General features: G+C 55.2%; 20 protein-coding genes. 15 read left to right on the plus strand and 5 right to left on the minus strand.

The genetic code is table 11. The annotated features are described in order from the left end of the window. Positions 1-141: 141 nt before the first annotated feature. A complete protein-coding gene (locus tag SADFL11_RS03150) occupies positions 142-873 on the minus strand; it encodes a dienelactone hydrolase family protein (RefSeq protein WP_040450706.1) in 732 nt (243 codons plus the stop codon). A gap of 264 nt (positions 874-1,137) precedes the next feature. On the opposite strand from SADFL11_RS03150, the gene SADFL11_RS03155 reads away from it, so the two are divergent. Beyond that, positions 1,138-1,698: a hemerythrin domain-containing protein gene (locus SADFL11_RS03155; protein ID WP_008194050.1), complete on the plus strand. Its 561-nt coding sequence runs from the start codon at positions 1,138-1,140 to the stop codon at positions 1,696-1,698. A gap of 27 nt (positions 1,699-1,725) precedes the next feature. Here SADFL11_RS03155 and SADFL11_RS03160 read toward each other — a convergent pair whose 3' ends face one another. Continuing rightward, positions 1,726-1,956 (minus strand): TIGR03643 family protein, encoded by a 231-nt coding sequence (locus tag SADFL11_RS03160; RefSeq protein ID WP_040452190.1) that lies wholly within the window; start codon positions 1,954-1,956, stop codon positions 1,726-1,728. A gap of 40 nt (positions 1,957-1,996) precedes the next feature. Further along, entirely contained in the window at positions 1,997-2,578 is a 582-nt protein-coding gene (locus SADFL11_RS03165; protein WP_050775963.1) for an SOUL family heme-binding protein, read from the minus strand. A gap of 261 nt (positions 2,579-2,839) precedes the next feature. On the opposite strand from SADFL11_RS03165, the gene SADFL11_RS03170 reads away from it, so the two are divergent. Beyond that, a complete protein-coding gene (locus SADFL11_RS03170) occupies positions 2,840-3,826 on the plus strand; it encodes a zinc-dependent alcohol dehydrogenase family protein (protein ID WP_008196225.1) in 987 nt (328 codons plus the stop codon). 302 nt (positions 3,827-4,128) lie between these two features. On the opposite strand, the gene SADFL11_RS03175 is transcribed toward SADFL11_RS03170, so the two are convergent. After that, complete coding sequence (locus SADFL11_RS03175; protein ID WP_008197038.1) at positions 4,129-4,503, minus strand: PAS sensor domain-containing protein; 375 nt, start codon at positions 4,501-4,503, stop codon at positions 4,129-4,131. 197 nt (positions 4,504-4,700) lie between these two features. Here SADFL11_RS03175 and SADFL11_RS03180 point away from each other — a divergent pair, with 197 nt between their 5' ends. The 5 genes from SADFL11_RS03180 to mgtE all read left to right on the plus strand — a co-directional run bounded on the left by SADFL11_RS03180 (position 4,701) and on the right by mgtE (position 11,304). Then, the gene (locus SADFL11_RS03180) at positions 4,701-5,060 is read left to right on the plus strand and encodes a DUF2237 family protein (protein ID WP_008197260.1); all 360 of its coding nucleotides are present in this window, start codon (positions 4,701-4,703) and stop codon (positions 5,058-5,060) included. A gap of 123 nt (positions 5,061-5,183) precedes the next feature. Then, entirely contained in the window at positions 5,184-5,633 is a 450-nt protein-coding gene (locus SADFL11_RS03185) for a DUF1499 domain-containing protein (protein ID WP_008188563.1), read from the plus strand. A 452-nt stretch (positions 5,634-6,085) separates the two neighbouring features. After that, a complete protein-coding gene (locus tag SADFL11_RS03190) occupies positions 6,086-9,340 on the plus strand; it encodes an EAL domain-containing protein (RefSeq protein WP_050775962.1) in 3,255 nt (1,084 codons plus the stop codon). Between the two features lie 67 nt (positions 9,341-9,407). Continuing rightward, the gene (locus SADFL11_RS25815) at positions 9,408-9,746 is read left to right on the plus strand and encodes a YARHG domain-containing protein (RefSeq protein ID WP_050775961.1); all 339 of its coding nucleotides are present in this window, start codon (positions 9,408-9,410) and stop codon (positions 9,744-9,746) included. A gap of 142 nt (positions 9,747-9,888) precedes the next feature. After that, entirely contained in the window at positions 9,889-11,304 is a 1,416-nt protein-coding gene (gene mgtE / locus SADFL11_RS03200; protein WP_008192366.1) for a magnesium transporter, read from the plus strand. A 17-nt stretch (positions 11,305-11,321) separates the two neighbouring features. On the opposite strand, the gene SADFL11_RS03205 is transcribed toward mgtE, so the two are convergent. Beyond that, a complete protein-coding gene (locus SADFL11_RS03205) occupies positions 11,322-12,062 on the minus strand; it encodes a MarR family winged helix-turn-helix transcriptional regulator (protein ID WP_008194715.1) in 741 nt (246 codons plus the stop codon). A 149-nt stretch (positions 12,063-12,211) separates the two neighbouring features. On the opposite strand from SADFL11_RS03205, the gene SADFL11_RS03210 reads away from it, so the two are divergent. The 8 genes from SADFL11_RS03210 to SADFL11_RS03245 all read left to right on the plus strand — a co-directional run bounded on the left by SADFL11_RS03210 (position 12,212) and on the right by SADFL11_RS03245 (position 16,806). Further along, on the plus strand, positions 12,212-12,637 hold the full coding sequence (locus tag SADFL11_RS03210; RefSeq protein WP_008190516.1) for an organic hydroperoxide resistance protein: 426 nt from the start codon (positions 12,212-12,214) through the stop codon (positions 12,635-12,637). A 57-nt stretch (positions 12,638-12,694) separates the two neighbouring features. Continuing rightward, the gene (locus tag SADFL11_RS03215) at positions 12,695-12,988 is read left to right on the plus strand and encodes a YciI family protein (RefSeq protein ID WP_008196965.1); all 294 of its coding nucleotides are present in this window, start codon (positions 12,695-12,697) and stop codon (positions 12,986-12,988) included. Positions 12,989-13,021: 33 nt separating this feature from the next. Continuing rightward, positions 13,022-13,486: a VOC family protein gene (locus SADFL11_RS03220; RefSeq protein WP_050775960.1), complete on the plus strand. Its 465-nt coding sequence runs from the start codon at positions 13,022-13,024 to the stop codon at positions 13,484-13,486. Positions 13,487-13,541: 55 nt separating this feature from the next. After that, positions 13,542-14,252: a glycoside hydrolase family 25 protein gene (locus SADFL11_RS03225; RefSeq protein WP_008193292.1), complete on the plus strand. Its 711-nt coding sequence runs from the start codon at positions 13,542-13,544 to the stop codon at positions 14,250-14,252. Positions 14,253-14,331: 79 nt separating this feature from the next. Continuing rightward, on the plus strand, positions 14,332-14,730 hold the full coding sequence (locus tag SADFL11_RS03230) for a MerR family transcriptional regulator (protein ID WP_008194610.1): 399 nt from the start codon (positions 14,332-14,334) through the stop codon (positions 14,728-14,730). A gap of 2 nt (positions 14,731-14,732) precedes the next feature. Continuing rightward, complete coding sequence (locus tag SADFL11_RS03235) at positions 14,733-15,176, plus strand: PaaI family thioesterase (RefSeq protein WP_008188720.1); 444 nt, start codon at positions 14,733-14,735, stop codon at positions 15,174-15,176. A gap of 2 nt (positions 15,177-15,178) precedes the next feature. Continuing rightward, positions 15,179-15,637 (plus strand): GNAT family N-acetyltransferase, encoded by a 459-nt coding sequence (locus tag SADFL11_RS03240; RefSeq protein ID WP_008192683.1) that lies wholly within the window; start codon positions 15,179-15,181, stop codon positions 15,635-15,637. Continuing rightward, positions 15,634-16,806 carry an isovaleryl-CoA dehydrogenase gene (locus tag SADFL11_RS03245; RefSeq protein ID WP_008189642.1) on the plus strand — a complete coding sequence of 391 codons (1,173 nt, stop codon included), beginning with the start codon at positions 15,634-15,636 and terminating at the stop codon, positions 16,804-16,806. Before SADFL11_RS03240 ends, SADFL11_RS03245 begins: the two co-directional genes overlap by 4 nt. The last annotated feature ends 186 nt before the right edge of the window (positions 16,807-16,992 follow it).

Consider the following 16,992-nt stretch of genomic DNA (forward strand, 5'->3'; position numbering starts at 1 on the left):
CTCTGAGAGGTGGCTGGGCGGTTTTTGCGACGGTTTTTCCGCCGAAATCGCGTACAGCACCGCCTTTAGAACATTTACTCACATCGCGCCATCGTCCGGGACTGCGCGGTTTGTTGGCCGCGCAGGATTAAAGAGATGCGGTTAGAGCTGTTCACTCAAGAAGGTCGAGAAGGCATCCCAGCTCGCGGTGTCAGCCCGTTCCTGGTAACGGTTCGAGCCGAAGACTGTGAAGGCATGGGGCGCGCCAGAGTATACTTCTATGGCGTAAGGCGTGCCGGCGGTTTCTAGCTCTTTGGCGAGCGTTGCAACATCATCCAGCGTGATTGATGTGTCGGCGCCACCGTGCAAAACCAAAAGCGGTGGTTCATCGCCGGTCCAGGATTGACCCTCTGGTGTGGACAGTCCGCCATGGAAGCTGGCATAGCCGGTCGCCATGCCGGACATGTCGCTGCGGGCCATTTCAAGGGCGACCGCACCACCAAAGCAGTACCCCATAACCACCATTTGGGTGTTACCCGCCAGTTGTTTCGCCTGATCAACACCTGCTTGGATCAGGGACCTCATGCGATCGCGGTCCTGATAAAGGGCTCCGGTTGCAGCCCTGCGATGGTCAACTGTTTCGGTTGGTGTGTCATTGCCGAACATATCAAGGGCGAAGGCGTTGTAACCCATGTCCGCAAGCATATCCGCCCGTTTGCGTTCGTAATCGGTCATGCCGTCCCAGTCATGAACGATCAGAACAAGGCCTTTTGGGTCTTCAGCCTTGGCAAAATATCCGGTGAAGGCTTCTCCGGAGACGTCATAGGCAACGTCTTCGGCTAGGGCCGGGCCGGTCAGCATCATCGCAGCCAAGAGCGGTATCGTGAAACGCATATCAAATCCCACCTTAAATCCAGTCGTTAACTTGCTGTGCGGCCTCCGCCGCTGACCAAACGTCAGATAGAACAGGTGGGCTCCATGGCAATCTCGCGCGGGTTTGCGCTATTGTGACTGCGCGTTAGGATTGTCGAAAGACATGAAGCCCTTTGATTACGGCGCCACAGCGCTATATCCCGACTGCGTCAATTCATTTTTGAACCACAGCCGCCGACAGAAAGCTCAATCAGCAGCCTTGGGCGGCCTTTCCTGCGAATTCTTATGGACGAAAAGCTCTCACTGAACTATCGAACCGCGCTTCCAGATGCCTTGCGCGTGCTTTTGGAGGACTATCCACGCACCGGATGGACGCAAGATGCTGGCTACAACGGTCTGATCCAGTTCTGGCTCGAACGGCACATGATGTTCCGGGATCTTCTTGCGCGCCTGAATTCCTTGTGTGAGCATCGGCTTGGTAAAGAGATCGCGCCAGAGATTTTCGCGTCAAACCTCGCTCAATACGGATCCTTGCTGGTTTCTGAGTTGCATGGGCACCATACGATCGAAGATCATCACTATTTTCCGGTGCTTGTGTCTAAAGACCATCGGCTCGCTCAAGGGTTTGAGTTACTGGACTCAGATCACCACTTGCTGGACGCCCATCTGCAGGGGTTTGTAGATCAGGCCAAAACCGTCTTGTCGCAGAGGGCCGAACATACAAACCCTATCGCTGCTTTTCATGAAACAGTCGAGCGACTTTCCGATAAGCTTGATCGCCACCTGATAGATGAGGAAGAGCTGGTTGTGCCGGTGCTGCTGAAGTACGGCGCGCTCGGTTTATAAGTTGTCAGCAGCTGTTCCTACGTGCCGTCATTTGTAATGCGCGCGCCGGTCGGAGAACTTGCGGACCCGTTTGCGCCAGGCCCGGTAGCTGGAGGGTTTCAAGCGATCCCGCATCAGCGCCTTGACCTGTGGTTCGTAAAGCCCGTATTCCAGTTCAATCTCGGCAAAACTGACGTGATCGGAAAGGGCCATCTCGATCACCTCACTGGCATGCTCCTCAGACAGCTCGGACGGTTCCGTCAGCTTTTTGCGTCGCATCGAAGACTTGGTCTTCAGTGGCAGCATCTCTTGTTCAGCGTTACTCGACCTCAATTTGAACCTCGTTATACCTCTTAGCCGGGAGGATGGACGGTGCATCGTAAAATGCGAAGGAGACCGGGCCGGTGGTTGTAAAACCGTTCTCTGTCAGACTGGCGAGCAAGTGCATCGCCTCATCCGCGAAATTTTGATCCGACCACCGGCCGGAGAAGCTGCGGACCGCCACCTTTCGTTCGCCAAGCGTCGTCGCTTCAATGCGTGTATTGACCGGCTCTGCTGCGGAAGCCGCGTCGACACCGTCAGGCAGAAAGAAAAACATCTCCCAGTCACCACCCATCAGATCGCCTTTATCGCCTAAGTGCTGAGAACCGCGATTTGTACTACACGCCCGCTGCAGAACCGGCGCGGTCATGTCGTAGTGATGCCGGTCTTCGTTGTTTCCGGTGATGTAGCTGTAAAGAGCGTTGAACCCGTTTCGGGTTGCGGCGCTCCGGCCGTTGCTTTCTATGATCCGGACGGCACCTGCTGCCGGGTAGTGCCGGATCTCGAACTGGCTGTGTTCCTGCAAAAGCTCATGGACGGGCTGCTGAAGCGTTGCCCGGTCGTGATTTGCGCGCACCATCGCCGCCCTCGCAAAGTTGTTTGGAGAGCACATGGAGCAGCGGCGGACAAATGCCAGACCCGATCCATTTGCCTGTATGCGGCATATCTGACAAACCCACTCAAGAACTGCGGGTTCGGCAAACAGCTCCGTGAAATGTTTTTTATCGATCAGCTTAGCGTTTATGCGCAAAAACCGAAAACAGAATGTTATTTCGACCGGTTTATACGGAAAATGAAAATCCTCATCTTCGGGGCAACACGCTGTTCAAGGAGATGATGTATGAAAGCGATGGTCTTAAGGACATATGGTGAGGCTGCAGAATTTGATGCTGTCCAATTGCCGGAACCTGAGGTGAAGTCCGGACAAGTGCTCGTGCGCATTGGCGCGACCAGCGTCAACACTGTTGATACAATGATAAAACAGATGGGAACCGACCTTCCGCTGTCTCCAGAGTTGCCAGCCCTCTTGGGAATGGACTTTGCCGGCACGGTTGAGGCCGTGGGAGAAGGCGTTGACCGATTTGCTCCGGGCGATGAGGTTTACGGCTGTGCTGGCGGACTGGCCGATCTGCCGGGCGCATTGGCGGAGCTGATGGCAGTTGATGCGCGGCTAATTGCCAAGAAACCGCAGTCGTTGACCATGCGCGAGGCAGCAGCACTCCCGCTTGTTGGTATCACCGCGTTTGAGGGTCTCACCCGCGCGGGCGTTAAAGCGGGCCAAAAGGTCCTGGTTCATGGTGGCGCTGGAGGAGTTGGACATGTCGCAGTGCAGCTTGCCAAACATTTTGGGGCCGAGGTTTACGCGACCGGCTCGAAAGACCAGCAGCTGTCTGTGATCAACGGATACGGGGCGACAGCGATCAACTACACTTCCGAGCCGGTCGCCGACTATGTGGCGAGATACACGGATGGCCGGGGTTTTGATGTAGTCTTTGACTCCGTCGGCGGCGCCAATATGGCAAACTCATTCGAGGCAGCTTCGCTGAACGCGAATGTCGCGTCTACGGTGGCGTTGGTCGAGCTGGACTTGAGCGTCGCCCACTTCAAGGGCCTGTCCCTTCATGTGGTCTTTATGCTGATCCCCATGCTGCATGATTTCAAGCGCTCAGAGCACGGCGTCATTCTCACCAAGCTTGCCGAAATCGTTGATGCTGGGGAGCTGAAACCGCTTTTGGATGCAACGAGTTTTGGCCATACAGAAGTTGGAGCGGCCTATGACCGGCTGACAAGCGGGCAGGCGATCGGCAAGGTCGTCGTGGAGCTTTAGTCGCACAAATGCAAGGAGGCCGGATGCGCATGGATGTCGCATCCTGGTTTCCTGATTACTCGAAAAGCATGAGAGAATTTGCCAACCCGTCTATGATGCAGCCAATTGAACGAGGCCGCGGGCGGATGCGAGTTTAACTCGACATTTTACGCCAACAATAATTGGCCGCCTGACTTGTCTGTTGAGGCGGCCTTTGCCATTTACCAAACCCGTGCACCGCGTTCGAAATCGGATGTACGCGGACTGGACCAAGTCAAGTGATGGGTTGACATCCAGCGGTCCAACCGTTGCATCTGCGCTATCTACACCGGGTTTTGCGCACCAGCGAAGAAAATAAGCCGTCCATCGCCATCGATGATTGGCCTGATGCGCAACCGGTTCATAAAGGGCATTCCGTCTTTTCGATAATTCAGAATATCGATTGTAAAGCGCGTTTGCGCCTTCAAACCTTGCCGGATTGCTTCGATCGCGAACGGGTTGGTTTCGGGACCTTGAAGGAATCGACAGTTGCGTCCAACGGCTTCGGCCGATGTGTATCCGGTCTGGCGTTCGAATTCATCACTGACAAAGATCATCGGATTGTCAGGGACATTCGGATCGGAAAATACGACGCTCATATCCTGTTCTTCTGTTTCCAAAAGAGATCTCAGCTGATCGTCAGTTAGAGAGGTGACCATGTCGCTTTCCTCCGGATTTTATCTTGCAGCATGACCTTAGAAGATCTCATCGACGAGACAACTTCAACGAAAAGCTCAACCTGAATTTTCAGGGGTCTTGCTGATGCCATCTGCCTTGTCGCATGGATGTCTTGCTCTATCTGGCTGGCGGCTGACCGCAATGGCAACTTTACCTCCATTTTTGACGGAAGTGACGTATGGCAAAAAACATTCTTGGCGATCTTCTTGAGAGTTGTTGTACCGACCCGATGACCGGATATCTCAGGGATGGGTTTTGTGCCACGCATGATCAAGACCGCGGGAGCCATGTTATCTGCGCTGTGGTGACGGAGGCATTTTTATCTTTCACAAAGGCACGCGGGAACGATCTAAAAACGCCCATTCCAGCCTCCGGTTTTCCTGGGCTCAAGCCGGGAGATGGCTGGTGTTTATGCGCCCTGCGCTGGAAGGAGGCGCATGAAGCGGGGGCGGCTCCAAAAGTTAAAGCCCGTGCAACTCATGAAAGTGCTCTTAACTTCGTGTCCAAGGATGTGTTGCTTGCCTATCGGATTGATTGATGTGCGCTGCGATGAAGCGGGTGTAAGCTCTCGTCTGAACTGCGTTGGGGAAAACCATCGCAGGCTGTCCGACGCACGCTTCAGGCAAAATCCACTTGGCTGTTCCTTGCCTCGGAGGACATAATGAACGTCTTGCAACTCGGTTTCGGCAGTTCATGGTTCTGGGGACTGGTCGCTCTGGTTGTGGTGTTGTGCGGAGTGGGGGCGGTCCTGTTTTTCCGCTTTGTGCCCGTAACCAGGGCGGATGTTCCTGCGGTGACAACGCGGTTCGCCGCTGGTGATACGGAACTTGCTGGCGGTTTTTATGCTGTCCGCCGGCTCGAGGCCGTAGACCTCTCTGCACTGGAACGGCAGATTGCTCAGACCGCCCGCTCACGCCGCGTGTCAGGCTCGTTAGATGATTTGCCGCTCGTATTCGTCCATCGTTCATTGGTTTGGGGTTTCCCGGATGTCACCCAGGTCTGGGTGGAAGGCGATTTCGTCCACATCTACTCGCACCTTGTCTACGGCGGCTCTGATCTAGGTGTGAACCGGGACCGGATGGTTGGCTGGTTCGAAGCTCTTGGCATTTAGCGTTAAGGGCCGGGCACAGCCAAATTCTGAATTGTTGTAGACGGCGCTGCGGCGAACACTTGGCACCAACGGGCTGGCACTCGACATTTCCCGGCTCGGAAGCCGGACGTTCCGTGAGCACCGAGTTCCTCTGAAGTTCCGGTTCGGTAAACCGGTCTCAAATATCTGTGGTCACCAGTCCAAGTCAAACCATGCGGTGGCACTTCCGCTAGCAGCTTTGACGCTGAAAAGCGCCGACCCAAGTTGGCGGTATGAGCGGGCAGGAACGTAAGACCATTGTCATTATCTGCAGAAGAACAAGTCACTCGCCAGAGCTCAAAAAATTTCTTTGCATATTCTGCTGAATTTACAAGCTTGTGTTCGCGCTTTCTTTAGTCTTTGCTCTTGAGAATGCTGCTTAAGGTGCTGTTTTGCCCTAGAGGAATAGCGCATTTGGTCTGATGTGAGTGCCGATGAAGCAACCTGTTCAGTTTGATGAGAACTCCCGCTTTGAAGCTCCGGAATACGATCTCCTGCGTGCCGCTTACGAAAACCTGCCGCAACCCGCTTGGGTGTTTGACAGAGCAGGCAGGTATATTTTTCAAAACAAGCTCGACCGGGAAGCCTTCGGAAACCTGATCGGTAAACGGGCCGACGAGACGCGCATGCCCAAGGAGCAAGTCGAACTCTGGGCTTCGATGCACAAAAACGTCTTGGCGGGGGAAACGGTCCATTGCATGACCGAAACGGAGACCCGTCACGGCCGCATTATGTCTGAGACGACTCTTGTGCCGCTTGTGATAGGCGGCCGCATCGTCGGTGGGATTGGTATCGCGACGGATAAGACTGCACTTGTGGCGGCAGAACGGCAAAAAGCTGCAGCACAAGCGCGGCTCGAAACTCTTTTGGCTCTATCGTCAGATTGGTTGTGGGAGGCGGATGCCGAACATCGGCTGACGCGCATCCAGGGCGATGATGGCTTCATGGTCAAACAGTTTCCTGATTGGACTGGCAGCAAGCTCTGGGAAATCATCGAGGACAAAGCGGGCCTCGACGGGAGCCCAGCCAAATTCCACGAAGTCTTGACCAACCAACAAGCCATCGAGGGCTTTATCTGCGAGCTCCGAGGGCGCGATGGATCTGCGTCCCATTTTGAGGTCCACGGCGAGCCCCGTTATGATCCAAGAGGCAAGTTTCTTGGCCATTGGGGAGTTGCGCGCGATGTAACTCGCCGGGAAGCTTTGACACGACGCCTCAAGTTTGCTGATCAAATTATCAATGCGACGAGAACACCAGTAATCGTTGGGGATGCAGAAGGTGCCATCGAATGGGTAAACCCGGCTTTCGAAGAGTTAACTGGATACTCCTTGAAAGAAGTCGCAGGCCGTAAGCCAGGCCACTTCCTGCGATGTGACGAAACGGACCCCGAAACCTCCGCCCGCCTGACAGCCGCTATCAGTGCCGGTGAACCTGTACGTGAAACCATACTTAATCAGTCAAAAGCCGGTCAAAAGTATTGGCTGGATATGGAAATTCGTCCGCTGAGAAATGATGCAGGCGTTTTGACCGGGTATATGGCGATAGAGTCCGATGTTACTGCATTGGTTGAGAGTCGGCAGAGACTTCAGGCGATCGTCGACAACGTCACGGCCGGTGTGGTTCTTCATGATCAGAACGGCGACATTATTGCAGCCAATCCAGAGGCCTGCCGTCTTTTGCACATGAGCGAAGCCCAAATGCGTGGGCAGGAAATCATGGACCCGACTTGGGGCACGATATTTCCTGATGGCCGTCCAATGGGCGGAGACGAGATGCCGTCGACCGTTGTGCTGCGCACTGGCGAGCCGGTCATCAACCAGATCGTTGGGGTTAAGCGTCCCGATGGTGGCGTGCAGTGGCTGCGGGTGAATGCGCGACCGACAAGATCTTCGCCGACGGGAGAACAAGAAGTGGTGGCCAGTTTTGTGGACATCACAGCTGAGGAAAACCACAAGCGCGAGCTTGAAGAGGCCAGGACGCTCCTGAGGGATGTGATTGAAACAATTCCTGACGCTGTCGTTGCATTTGATAGCCACGACCATTTGATCATGTGCAATCACGCCTACCGATCAAATTACGCCGATACCGCTCCTGCCATAGAGGACGGGGTTACTTTCCGCGAGATGTTAATTCATGGCCTCGACATAGGCCTTTATGCAGATGCCGGAGATACTCCAGAACAACAGGAACGCTGGTTAAATCGGCGATTGGAATCATATCGAAATCCCAAGTCTATCTTGGTGGAAAAACTCACCGATGGTCGATGGGTTCAAATTCGCGAACGGGTATCAGATGGCGGTGTCAGTGTCGGAGTGCGAACGGATGTGACATCGCTGAAACGGGCGGAAGAGGAGATCCGGCGCATCGCCGATACGGATTCGCTGACGGGCGCTTCCAATCGGAACGTCATGATCCGGGAGCTTTCCAAAATAGCGGAAAGTGCAAAGGCGGCATCGGAGAGCGCGCTGTTCGGTATCGTGGACTTGGATCAGTTCAAATCCGTCAACGATACATTGGGGCATGATGCCGGCGACCTGTTGCTGCAGGAAACCGTTGCCCGTCTGGAACGGTTTGTCGACCGGGCCGGTGGCGGCACGGTCGCACGTCTTGGAGGCGATGAGTTTGCATTTATCGTTCCGGGCCTTGGTGGTCTTGATGGCGGACTCTCCGATATGCCCGACCTACATTCCGCGCTGTGCCAGCCGGTCCAACTTGGGTCGCGAACAATTCCTTCAACGGTTTCAATGGGTTTGGCACGCGTGCCGGCTGATGGCGATACAGCAACGGAAATCTTCAAGAGTGCAGACTTGGCGCTTTATCAGGCCAAAGCGTCCGGTCGGAACGGATGGCGATGTTACGACGCGCTTTACAGGCGTAGCCTTGAGCGGCGCCAAGACCTTGCGCAAGGGTTGAAGGAAGCAATCGCGAACGATCAGATCACTGTTGCCTACCAGCCTCAGGTTGAGGCGGCAACAGGCCGTTTGGTTGGTTTCGAAGCGTTGGCGCGCTGGGCGCACATTGGAACTCCTGTATCGCCCGCCGAGTTCGTGGCCATCGCTGAGGATGCGGGGCTCGGTGTTCCCTTGGGCTGCGCCGTGATCAAGGCGGCGTGCCGTGACTTTGCAAATCTGATCAACGAGGGATTTGATCCTGGCCGTTTGGCTATCAATCTATCGACTTCTCAGTTGTGCGACCCGGAGTTTCCGGATCGCGTTGCGCGCCAGTTGGACAATCTGAAGGTGCTGCAGGGGCGGCTTGAGTTTGAAATTACCGAAAACGTGCTTTTGGATCAGCGTTTCGAGGAAATTCATCGAAATCTGGTTCGGTTGCATGAGTTTGGTGTGCTGATCTCGCTCGATGATTTCGGCACTGGCTATGGATCTCTCAAACACCTTTGGCGGTTGCCGATCAATAAGGTGAAAATCGACAAGTCCTTCGTCGAGAACCTTGATACGAGCGAAAGCGCGGCCACAATCGTCCGAACCACCATTGTCCTGGCAAAGAGCCTTGGTATGGGCGTTGTTGCTGAAGGCGTCGAAACCCGGGCACAGCGAAATTTCCTGATTGACGCCGGGTGTTCGGATATCCAGGGTTTTCTGATCAGCAAGCCGGATAAACTGGTCAATGCGTACCAGGCTGCGCTGGATGCTGAACAGGATGACCGTCCGGAAAGCTCCTGGAGCATTTAGGTACATTTCGGCTATCCATCGGCTAAGATAGTTTTGTGAATCGAGCGGGGTGGCGGATACCTAAGAGATGGCAAAATACACCTGCGGACGATTGTTTTCAGTGCCCATATCCCGGAAGCGGGTCCGTATTGCGCTGGTCGCGCTTCTATTGTGGCCGCCGGGTGTCCAATCGCAAGAGTTTACGCCAAACGAGTCTTCGCTTGGCTCCTTAACCTGCCAGCAGCTTTGGTATCTGGAGCAGGAAGTTCTGGCTAAAGCCCGTGTGTGCTTGAAGAGCCAGCGTGCACAGAATGCGTTCAAACGAGCCAAGCCATGTATTTCCGATGAGGAAAGAATTTTGCCGGCGAAGGTGAGGGACTATCTCTCAGCGGTGCGAGAAACGGCATCTTTGAAGAAGTGCTCCTGAGTGGACAGGCTTTCGTTAAGCCTGTGGACCTTCATCGCTTTTCCGGTGGCGCTTTCGTGCATCTGCCGTTAGTTCTAGATGCTCCTGCAAATAGGATGCGGCTGCTTCCGGCAAAAGCGTACGGAACAAAAGGGAGGGCGAAATGAGCAATGCGGCCGAGCTTGACATGTCCCCTTCACCCGAGCTGCAGATCCCGGTTCGCGACGATGACGAACGGCTTAATCCGGACTTTATCGCCGCCGTTGAAACCGCAATCGCGGCGGAAGACAAATCCGGTCTGTCAGCGATTGCTGCTGATTTGCATGAAGCAGATACCGGCGATCTTCTCGAAGCCCTAAGTCCGGATGACCGGGCCGCCTTCATCCGGCTTCTCGGCGAGGATTTCGACTACACCGCCCTGACGGAGACCGACGAGGCGGTCCGTCTTCAACTTCTCGAAGATCTTCCAAATGATGTCATCGCGGAAGGCCTTGGCGACCTTGATTCCGATGACGCGGTCTACATCCTTGAAGATCTGGACGAAGACGACCAGGCCGCAATCCTTGAGGAACTGCCCTATGCGGACAGGGCCCAGCTCAAAAAGGCGCTGGATTATCCGGAAGATAGCGCCGGCCGCCGCATGCAGAGTGAGTTTATCGCCGTAGCGCCGTTCTGGACCGTTGGCCAGACCATTGATTACATGCGCGAAGCCCGGGATCTTCCGGATGATTTTTATGAGATCTATGTTGTCGATCCCTCGTTCAAGCTTTTGGGGTCTGTCCATCTCGACAAGATCTTGAGAACCAAGCGGCGTGAAAAAGTCACCTCGATCATGGCCGAGCGACTGGACGCCGTCCAGGCGACGGAAGATCAGGAAGAGGTTGCCCGCCGGTTCGAACGCTATAACCTTGTGTCCTCTGCGGTGGTTGACGAAAACGATCGGCTTGTCGGCGTTCTGACTGTCGACGACATCGTTGACGTCATCCAGGAAGAAGCTGAAGAAGACCTGCGTGCCCTCGCAGGGTTGGGCGATGAGGAGATTTCCGACAATGTCATGACAATTGCCAGGTCCCGTTTGACCTGGCTGGTTGTTAATCTTGGAACCGCGGTTCTGGCGTCTGTCGTAATCGCGCTGTTCGAGGAGACGATCGAGGCCATGGTGGCACTTGCCGTCCTGATGCCAATCGTGGCGTCGATGGGAGGCAATGCCGGCACTCAGACGATGACCGTTGCCGTCCGCGGTATCGCAACCCAGGAACTCAGCGCCCGGAACCTTATGCGTGTTCTCAATCGTGAGGTTCTTGTCAGCTGTTTGAACGGACTGGCACTGGCGGTCCTGATCGGTGTGACCGCCTGGTTGTGGTTTTCAAGCCTCGGGCTTGGCGTCGTGATCGGCAGCGCCATCGTGATCAATATGCTGTTTGCCGGCTTGTCTGGCCTATTGATCCCGATCGCACTCGACCGGCTCAATATTGATCCGGCAATCGCATCCAGTGTGTTCGTCACAACCGTGACGGACGTCGTCGGCTTTTTCGCCTTCCTTGGCATTGCCGCACTCTGGTTTGGCTTGCCGTTCTAGCATCCGTAGACTTCGCGTCATTTAAGGTCAGTGTTTCTGAGATTATCCCGCAATTTCATAATCTTGGTTTGAAGATCCACGATCTCCTCAAGGCTCAGGCCTGTTGACGAGAAGATGCATTCTGCAAAATGTTCGGTCTTCTTTTGAAGGTTTCGGCCCTTGCGGGTGAGCTTCAGGATCACCTGCCGTTCGTCCTTGGTGGAGCGGGTACGGGTGAGGAGGCCCATGGCTTCCAGGCGTTTCAGCAGCGGTGTGAGCGTGTTGGTGTCCAACTGAAGCTTTTGCGTGATCGCCCCGACCGGGACATTGTTCTTGTCCCACAAGACAGTCATGGCAAGAAACTGCGGATACGTCAGGCCTACGTCTTTCAGCAGCGTTTTATAGACACCGTGCATCGCGTGGTTCGCCGAATAGAGCGAAAAGCACAGATACTTGTCCAGCGGCAGCGGGCCATCAGGACGGATCTCCAGCGTGCCGATCCCGTCGGATTTTTCGCCGTTTTCAATTGGATTTTCTGCGGATGCATCCGATGTGTTCACCGGAACCTCACCGGTTGCATCTGCTGGATCAGTGCCTTCGACTGCTGCTGCATCCAAAGCCATGGCTGCCTCGTCAGCGGTCTTTTTGGACTTCCGTTTCTTTGGCTTGGAAGACTTTTCCGGCGCAGCTGACTTCTTGTCTTTTTTGGGTTTTTCGTCTTCCGGCGCATTCAAGCCGATTGCGTCCAGAAGAGACATTTGATTGGTCGTCGTACTCATAATCCGCCTTATAAATCGCGCGCGACTTGATCGCAACCTGTTGACGTTTTTGCCAGTGCAGCTTATGTGGGTAAATTATATCGTGTGCGATATAAAAGATGCTGGCTACCGGCAAAAAATCAGTTTTCACATTTTAAGGGAATGATGAGATGAGCGTTGAAGTGCTTTATGAAACGAAAGCAAAAGCAACCGGTGGGCGCGATGGCGCAGTCGAAACCCTAACCGGATCGTTCAAGACCAAGCTGACGACGCCGAAAGAACTCGGCGGTGCCGGAGGTGCAGGCAACAACCCGGAAGAGCTGTTTGCGTCCGGTTATGCAGCCTGTTTCATCGGCGCCATGAAATTCGTTGGCAGCCAGGAAAAAATTGCGGTCCCGGCAGACACATCCATCACTGCGACAGTCGGCATTGGCCCTAGATCCGAGGGTGGATTTGGTTTGGAGGTCGCGCTGGAAGTCTCGGTTCCGGGCATGGATAAGGCCGAGGCCGAAGCTCTTGTCGCCAAGGCACATGAAGTATGTCCGTATTCCAATGCGACCCGTGGCAACATCGACGTGAAACTGTCAATCGTCTGACGTGATCCGCCGGTTCATCTCAAACGGTGGACCGGTATCCTCTTGAAGGTATTCTCAATGATGGCAGGAAACCTGTTTGTGGTCGATCTGACCTATATCGCCGACTTTTCGAAAGTTGACGCGTTGCTTGAACCTCATCGGGCTTTCTTGAAGTCCGGCTATGATCACGGTGTGTTTCTGGCATCTGGACCGAAGGAACCACGGACAGGTGGTGTCATTCTTGCCCGCGCGGACACCCGCGCAGAACGTCAAAAGCTGATTGACCAAGACCCTTTCAAGCAAGAGGGCGTTGCCGCGTATCACGTCACGGAGTTTAATCCGGTTATGAAAGCCGATTGCATCTCGTTTTAGCGGAGGCCCCGTGGCCCCCCGGCTTGAGCTTAAATGCCAATTGCTGAAAGTGCAGTGGGAACGGTGAGTGTGAGCGATAGACCGAAATTGGACGGAATTCTTGAGACTGCGGTCTATGTCGATGACATGGACGCGGCGCATGGCTTTTATGAAGGGATATTGGGTCTAAAGCGCATGGTCGCTGGCGATCGACTGTTCGCCTATGATGCGGGGCCGGCGCAAACCCTTCTTGTCTTCTACCGCGGACACACTGGAGAGGATGTGCCAACACCTGGCGGAATTGTTCCCGGCCATGACACAAGTGGGCATGGGCATTTTGCCTTCCGGATTTTGAATGATCAGCTCGGTCCCTGGAGGGATTACCTCTCATCGAAAGGTGTCGACATCATCAGCGAAGTTGTCTGGCCGGCGGGTGGCACAAGCCTTTATTTCAAGGATCCGGACGGCAATATTCTGGAACTCGCATCGGCGCCGCTTTGGCCGAACTTTCTGGCCTAAATTTTAAAGACTTTTACGCCATGGTGGCCGCTGCATGGGGACGGCGAGGGATGGTATGAAATTCTTGCAAGCGGTTTTGCGGGCCTTGTTCTACATTGCCGTCGGTGGTGTGATCTCGATTGCAGGGGCGGCTTACTTTTTCATGAACTGGGAACCGGACCGGGACGATTTTCCTGTGCGCGGCATTGATGTCTCGCATCATCAAGGCGACATCGACTGGGCAAAGGTTGCGAGCGACGACGTTGCCTTCGCCTACATCAAGGCCAGCGAAGGTGGCGATTTCCGCGACCGGGCATTTGCTGCAAACTGGCAAGCGGCGAGGGCCGCCAGCCTGCCGACGGGCGCCTATCACTTCTTCAGCTTGTGCAAGGACGGTGCAACGCAGGCGCGCAACTTCTTGGCCGTCCTGCCGGACGAGCCGGATATGCTGGCACCCGTTGTTGATCTGGAGTTTGAAGGAAATTGTGCCCGGCGGCCGACGACTGAGGAGCTGCTGCGGGAGATCAGCGCCTTTGTTGCAGCGGTGGAACCGATCGCAGGCAAGCGGGTCATTTTCTATGCGCCGGAAGAGTTTTACCGGATGTATTTGAGCGGCAATGGGCTGAACCGCAGGCTTTGGGTGCGCTCCATCTGGCATGCGCCGTCTTATTCCTCAGATTGGGTGCTCTGGCAGTTTCACCAGCGCGGGACTGTGGACGGGATTTCCGGCAGCGTTGATCTGAATGTTCTCCAGAAGGAATTGTCTGTTGATGATATTCAAAGTTAAAATACTGAAATAAATATCAAAAATAAGATCTATTGACTTTAACGTAAAAAGGCGGAAGTGTGCCCGCGAAGGATCGGGTATGCAGCGCTATTTTACCATCACACAGCTCACGCAAGAGTTCGACATCACCACCAGAACGCTTCGGTTTTACGAGGCACAGGGGTTGGTGACGCCGCAGCGCCGGGGCCGTCAACGGCTTTACACGCCCGGAGACCGGACCCGCATCAAGTTGATTTTGCGCGGCAAGCGGCTTGGCTTTTCTCTGGCGGAAGTCAAAGAGCTGATCGGCATGTACGGCAGTGCGCCGGGTGAAGCCGGCCAGCTGCGTCTGCTGATGGAGAAAATTGCCGCACGGCGCGAAGAGCTTTTGGAAAAACAACGCGATATTGAATTGACGTTGCTTGAGCTGGAAGAAGTGGAAGCCGGTGCGCTCGCGCGTATGGAAGAGCTATCCCCAGTCACCAGTGAGGAGCGTTGAAGATGGAACTGAAACCGCGATCAGCCGACTGGGAGCAGCGGGTCCGCAAGAGTTTTGAAGCGCAGGCCTTCATGGAGCATCTTGGTGCGCGCATGGTCCATTTGGAGCCAGGGGCGGTCGATCTGGAACTGTCGATGCGCCCGGAGCTGACGCAACAGCATGGGTTCTTTCATGCAGGTGCCACATCCTCGATCGCTGACAGCGCGGCCGGCTATGCGGCCCTGACGCTCTTCGCTGATGGCACCGGCGTTCTGACCACAGAATACAAGATCAATCTGCTTAATCCTGCGGCCCAGCCAACGCTTGTCGCCCGGGGCCGTGTTCTCAAGCCCGGGCGGACACTGACGATCGCGCAGGCTGATGTCTATGGCTTGTCGGATGACACACAAGTCCATGTGGCGACCGGGCTTTTCACGCTGATGAGCGTTGCGGGCATGAAGGACTGAATATGGCACCCATTCAAATCAGACCGATCGAACGGGCGGACAAATCCGCATGGCTGCCGCTGTGGCAGGCGTATCTTGCATTCTACCAGCAAACCCTGTCTGACGAAGTCACCGATGGGTTGTTCGAGCGATTGCTCTCAGATGGCTTTCATGACGGGCTGGTGGCGGAGCAAGACGGCAAACTGGTTGGTTTTGTGCATTTCCTTGAGCACGCCTCGACCTGGTCGCTCACCCCGACCTGCTATCTCGAAGATCTTTATGTCGACAGCACTCAGCGCGGCGGCGGCGTTGGTCGCAAGTTGATTGAGGCCGTCTACGCAGCGGCTGAGCAAAGCGGCTGCAGCAATGTCTACTGGCACACACACGATCACAACACCGTAGCCCGGCAGCTCTATGACCGGGTCGGTATCCTGAGCAATTTCGTGCGCTACGAAAAGCGCAAATGGGAGGACAGCGTATGATCCGCAACGATTTTCCAAGCTTCAACTTCGATCTCGGCGAGACAGCCGACATGCTGCGCGACACGGTGCGGTCCTATTCTCAGGACCGGATTGCGCCTTTGGCTGAAAAGATTGACCGGGACGACTGGTTCCCGCGCGAGCTGTGGCCGGAAATGGGTGAACTGGGCTTGCACGGTATCACGGTTGAAGAAGAGTGGGGCGGTTCCGGCCTCGGCTATCTGGAACACTGCATTGCCATGGAAGAGGTCAGCCGGGCCTCGGCCTCGATCGGCCTGAGTTATGGGGCGCATTCGAACCTGTGCGTGAACCAACTGCGCCGTTGGGGCAATGACGATCAGAAAAAACGCTATCTCGGAAAATTGGTGTCCGGTGAACATCTCGGCGCGCTGGCGATGTCCGAGCCGGGTGCTGGATCCGACGTTGTGTCGATGAAACTGCGCGCTGACAAAAAGGGCGACAAATACATCCTCAACGGCTCCAAGATGTGGATCACCAACGGTCCGTCTGCGGACACGATGATCATCTATGCCAAGACCGATATGGACGCGGGCCCCAAAGGCATGACGGCCTTCCTCGTCGAGAAGGACTTTAAGGGCTTTTCCGTTGCCCAGAAGCTCGACAAGCTGGGTATGCGCGGATCTGAAACCGGCGAACTGGTCTTCCAGGATTGTGAAGTGCCGGAAGAAAACGTGCTTGGAGAAGTCGGCAAGGGCGTCAATGTCCTGATGTCCGGCCTCGACTATGAGCGCGCGGTTCTGGCAGCCGGTGCCGTTGGCATCATGCAAGCCGCTATGGATGTGGTTATCCCTTACGTTCACGAGCGCGAGCAGTTCGGCAAGCCGATCGGCACGTTCCAGCTGGTCCAGGGCAAGGTCGCGGACATGTATGTCTCCATGAACGCCTCAAAGGCCTATGTCTACGCGGTCGCAAAGGCCTGTGACCGGGGTGAAACCACCCGCGAAGACGCAGCTGGCGCGATCCTCTATGCGGCGGAAAACGCGACCAAGATGGCGCTGGATGCCATCCAGCTTCTCGGTGGCAACGGCTACATCAACGAGTACCCGACCGGTCGGCTTTTGCGCGATGCCAAGCTTTATGAAATTGGCGCCGGCACCTCGGAAATCCGCCGCATGCTGATCGGCCGCGAGATTTTCTCCAAGACAGCGTGATTTTTTGTCTCCCAAGATTGGCAACAGGCCCCAGACTTCTGACAAAGCCCAATGTTCCCTTCGGCGTCATGTTCGGACTTGTTCCGAACATCCATAAGATATTGAAAAATATGAATCCTCGGCACAAGGCCGAGGACGACTACTGTGAGAAATGAGGTTTTTCATCAAGTTTGCCCCGGCTTTGTT

Origin of the sequence: Roseibium alexandrii DFL-11 (assembly GCF_000158095.2) — a bacterium.
Classification (GTDB): domain Bacteria; phylum Pseudomonadota; class Alphaproteobacteria; order Rhizobiales; family Stappiaceae; genus Roseibium; species Roseibium alexandrii.

Excerpts from the sequence above, each read along its gene's own strand:
- SADFL11_RS03185 (WP_008188563.1), top strand. The coding sequence starts at position 5,184 with ATGAACGTCTTGCAACTCGGTTTCGGCAGTTCATGGTTCTGGGGACTG.
- SADFL11_RS03235 (WP_008188720.1), top strand. The coding sequence starts at position 14,733 with ATGGAACTGAAACCGCGATCAGCCGACTGGGAGCAGCGGGTCCGCAAG.
- SADFL11_RS03205 (WP_008194715.1), bottom strand. The coding sequence starts at position 12,062 with ATGAGTACGACGACCAATCAAATGTCTCTTCTGGACGCAATCGGCTTG.
- SADFL11_RS03180 (WP_008197260.1), top strand. The coding sequence starts at position 4,701 with ATGGCAAAAAACATTCTTGGCGATCTTCTTGAGAGTTGTTGTACCGAC.
- SADFL11_RS03215 (WP_008196965.1), top strand. The coding sequence starts at position 12,695 with ATGATGGCAGGAAACCTGTTTGTGGTCGATCTGACCTATATCGCCGAC.
- SADFL11_RS03165 (WP_050775963.1), bottom strand. The coding sequence starts at position 2,578 with ATGGTGCGCGCAAATCACGACCGGGCAACGCTTCAGCAGCCCGTCCAT.
- SADFL11_RS03160 (WP_040452190.1), bottom strand. The coding sequence starts at position 1,956 with ATGCGACGCAAAAAGCTGACGGAACCGTCCGAGCTGTCTGAGGAGCAT.
- SADFL11_RS03170 (WP_008196225.1), top strand. The coding sequence starts at position 2,840 with ATGAAAGCGATGGTCTTAAGGACATATGGTGAGGCTGCAGAATTTGAT.
- SADFL11_RS03210 (WP_008190516.1), top strand. The coding sequence starts at position 12,212 with ATGAGCGTTGAAGTGCTTTATGAAACGAAAGCAAAAGCAACCGGTGGG.
- SADFL11_RS03240 (WP_008192683.1), top strand. The coding sequence starts at position 15,179 with ATGGCACCCATTCAAATCAGACCGATCGAACGGGCGGACAAATCCGCA.
- SADFL11_RS25815 (WP_050775961.1), top strand. The coding sequence starts at position 9,408 with ATGGCAAAATACACCTGCGGACGATTGTTTTCAGTGCCCATATCCCGG.
- SADFL11_RS03245 (WP_008189642.1), top strand. The coding sequence starts at position 15,634 with ATGATCCGCAACGATTTTCCAAGCTTCAACTTCGATCTCGGCGAGACA.
- SADFL11_RS03230 (WP_008194610.1), top strand. The coding sequence starts at position 14,332 with ATGCAGCGCTATTTTACCATCACACAGCTCACGCAAGAGTTCGACATC.
- mgtE (WP_008192366.1), top strand. The coding sequence starts at position 9,889 with ATGAGCAATGCGGCCGAGCTTGACATGTCCCCTTCACCCGAGCTGCAG.
- SADFL11_RS03220 (WP_050775960.1), top strand. The coding sequence starts at position 13,022 with ATGCCAATTGCTGAAAGTGCAGTGGGAACGGTGAGTGTGAGCGATAGA.
- SADFL11_RS03190 (WP_050775962.1), top strand. The coding sequence starts at position 6,086 with ATGAAGCAACCTGTTCAGTTTGATGAGAACTCCCGCTTTGAAGCTCCG.
- SADFL11_RS03155 (WP_008194050.1), top strand. The coding sequence starts at position 1,138 with ATGGACGAAAAGCTCTCACTGAACTATCGAACCGCGCTTCCAGATGCC.
- SADFL11_RS03175 (WP_008197038.1), bottom strand. The coding sequence starts at position 4,503 with ATGGTCACCTCTCTAACTGACGATCAGCTGAGATCTCTTTTGGAAACA.
- SADFL11_RS03225 (WP_008193292.1), top strand. The coding sequence starts at position 13,542 with ATGAAATTCTTGCAAGCGGTTTTGCGGGCCTTGTTCTACATTGCCGTC.
- SADFL11_RS03150 (WP_040450706.1), bottom strand. The coding sequence starts at position 873 with ATGCGTTTCACGATACCGCTCTTGGCTGCGATGATGCTGACCGGCCCG.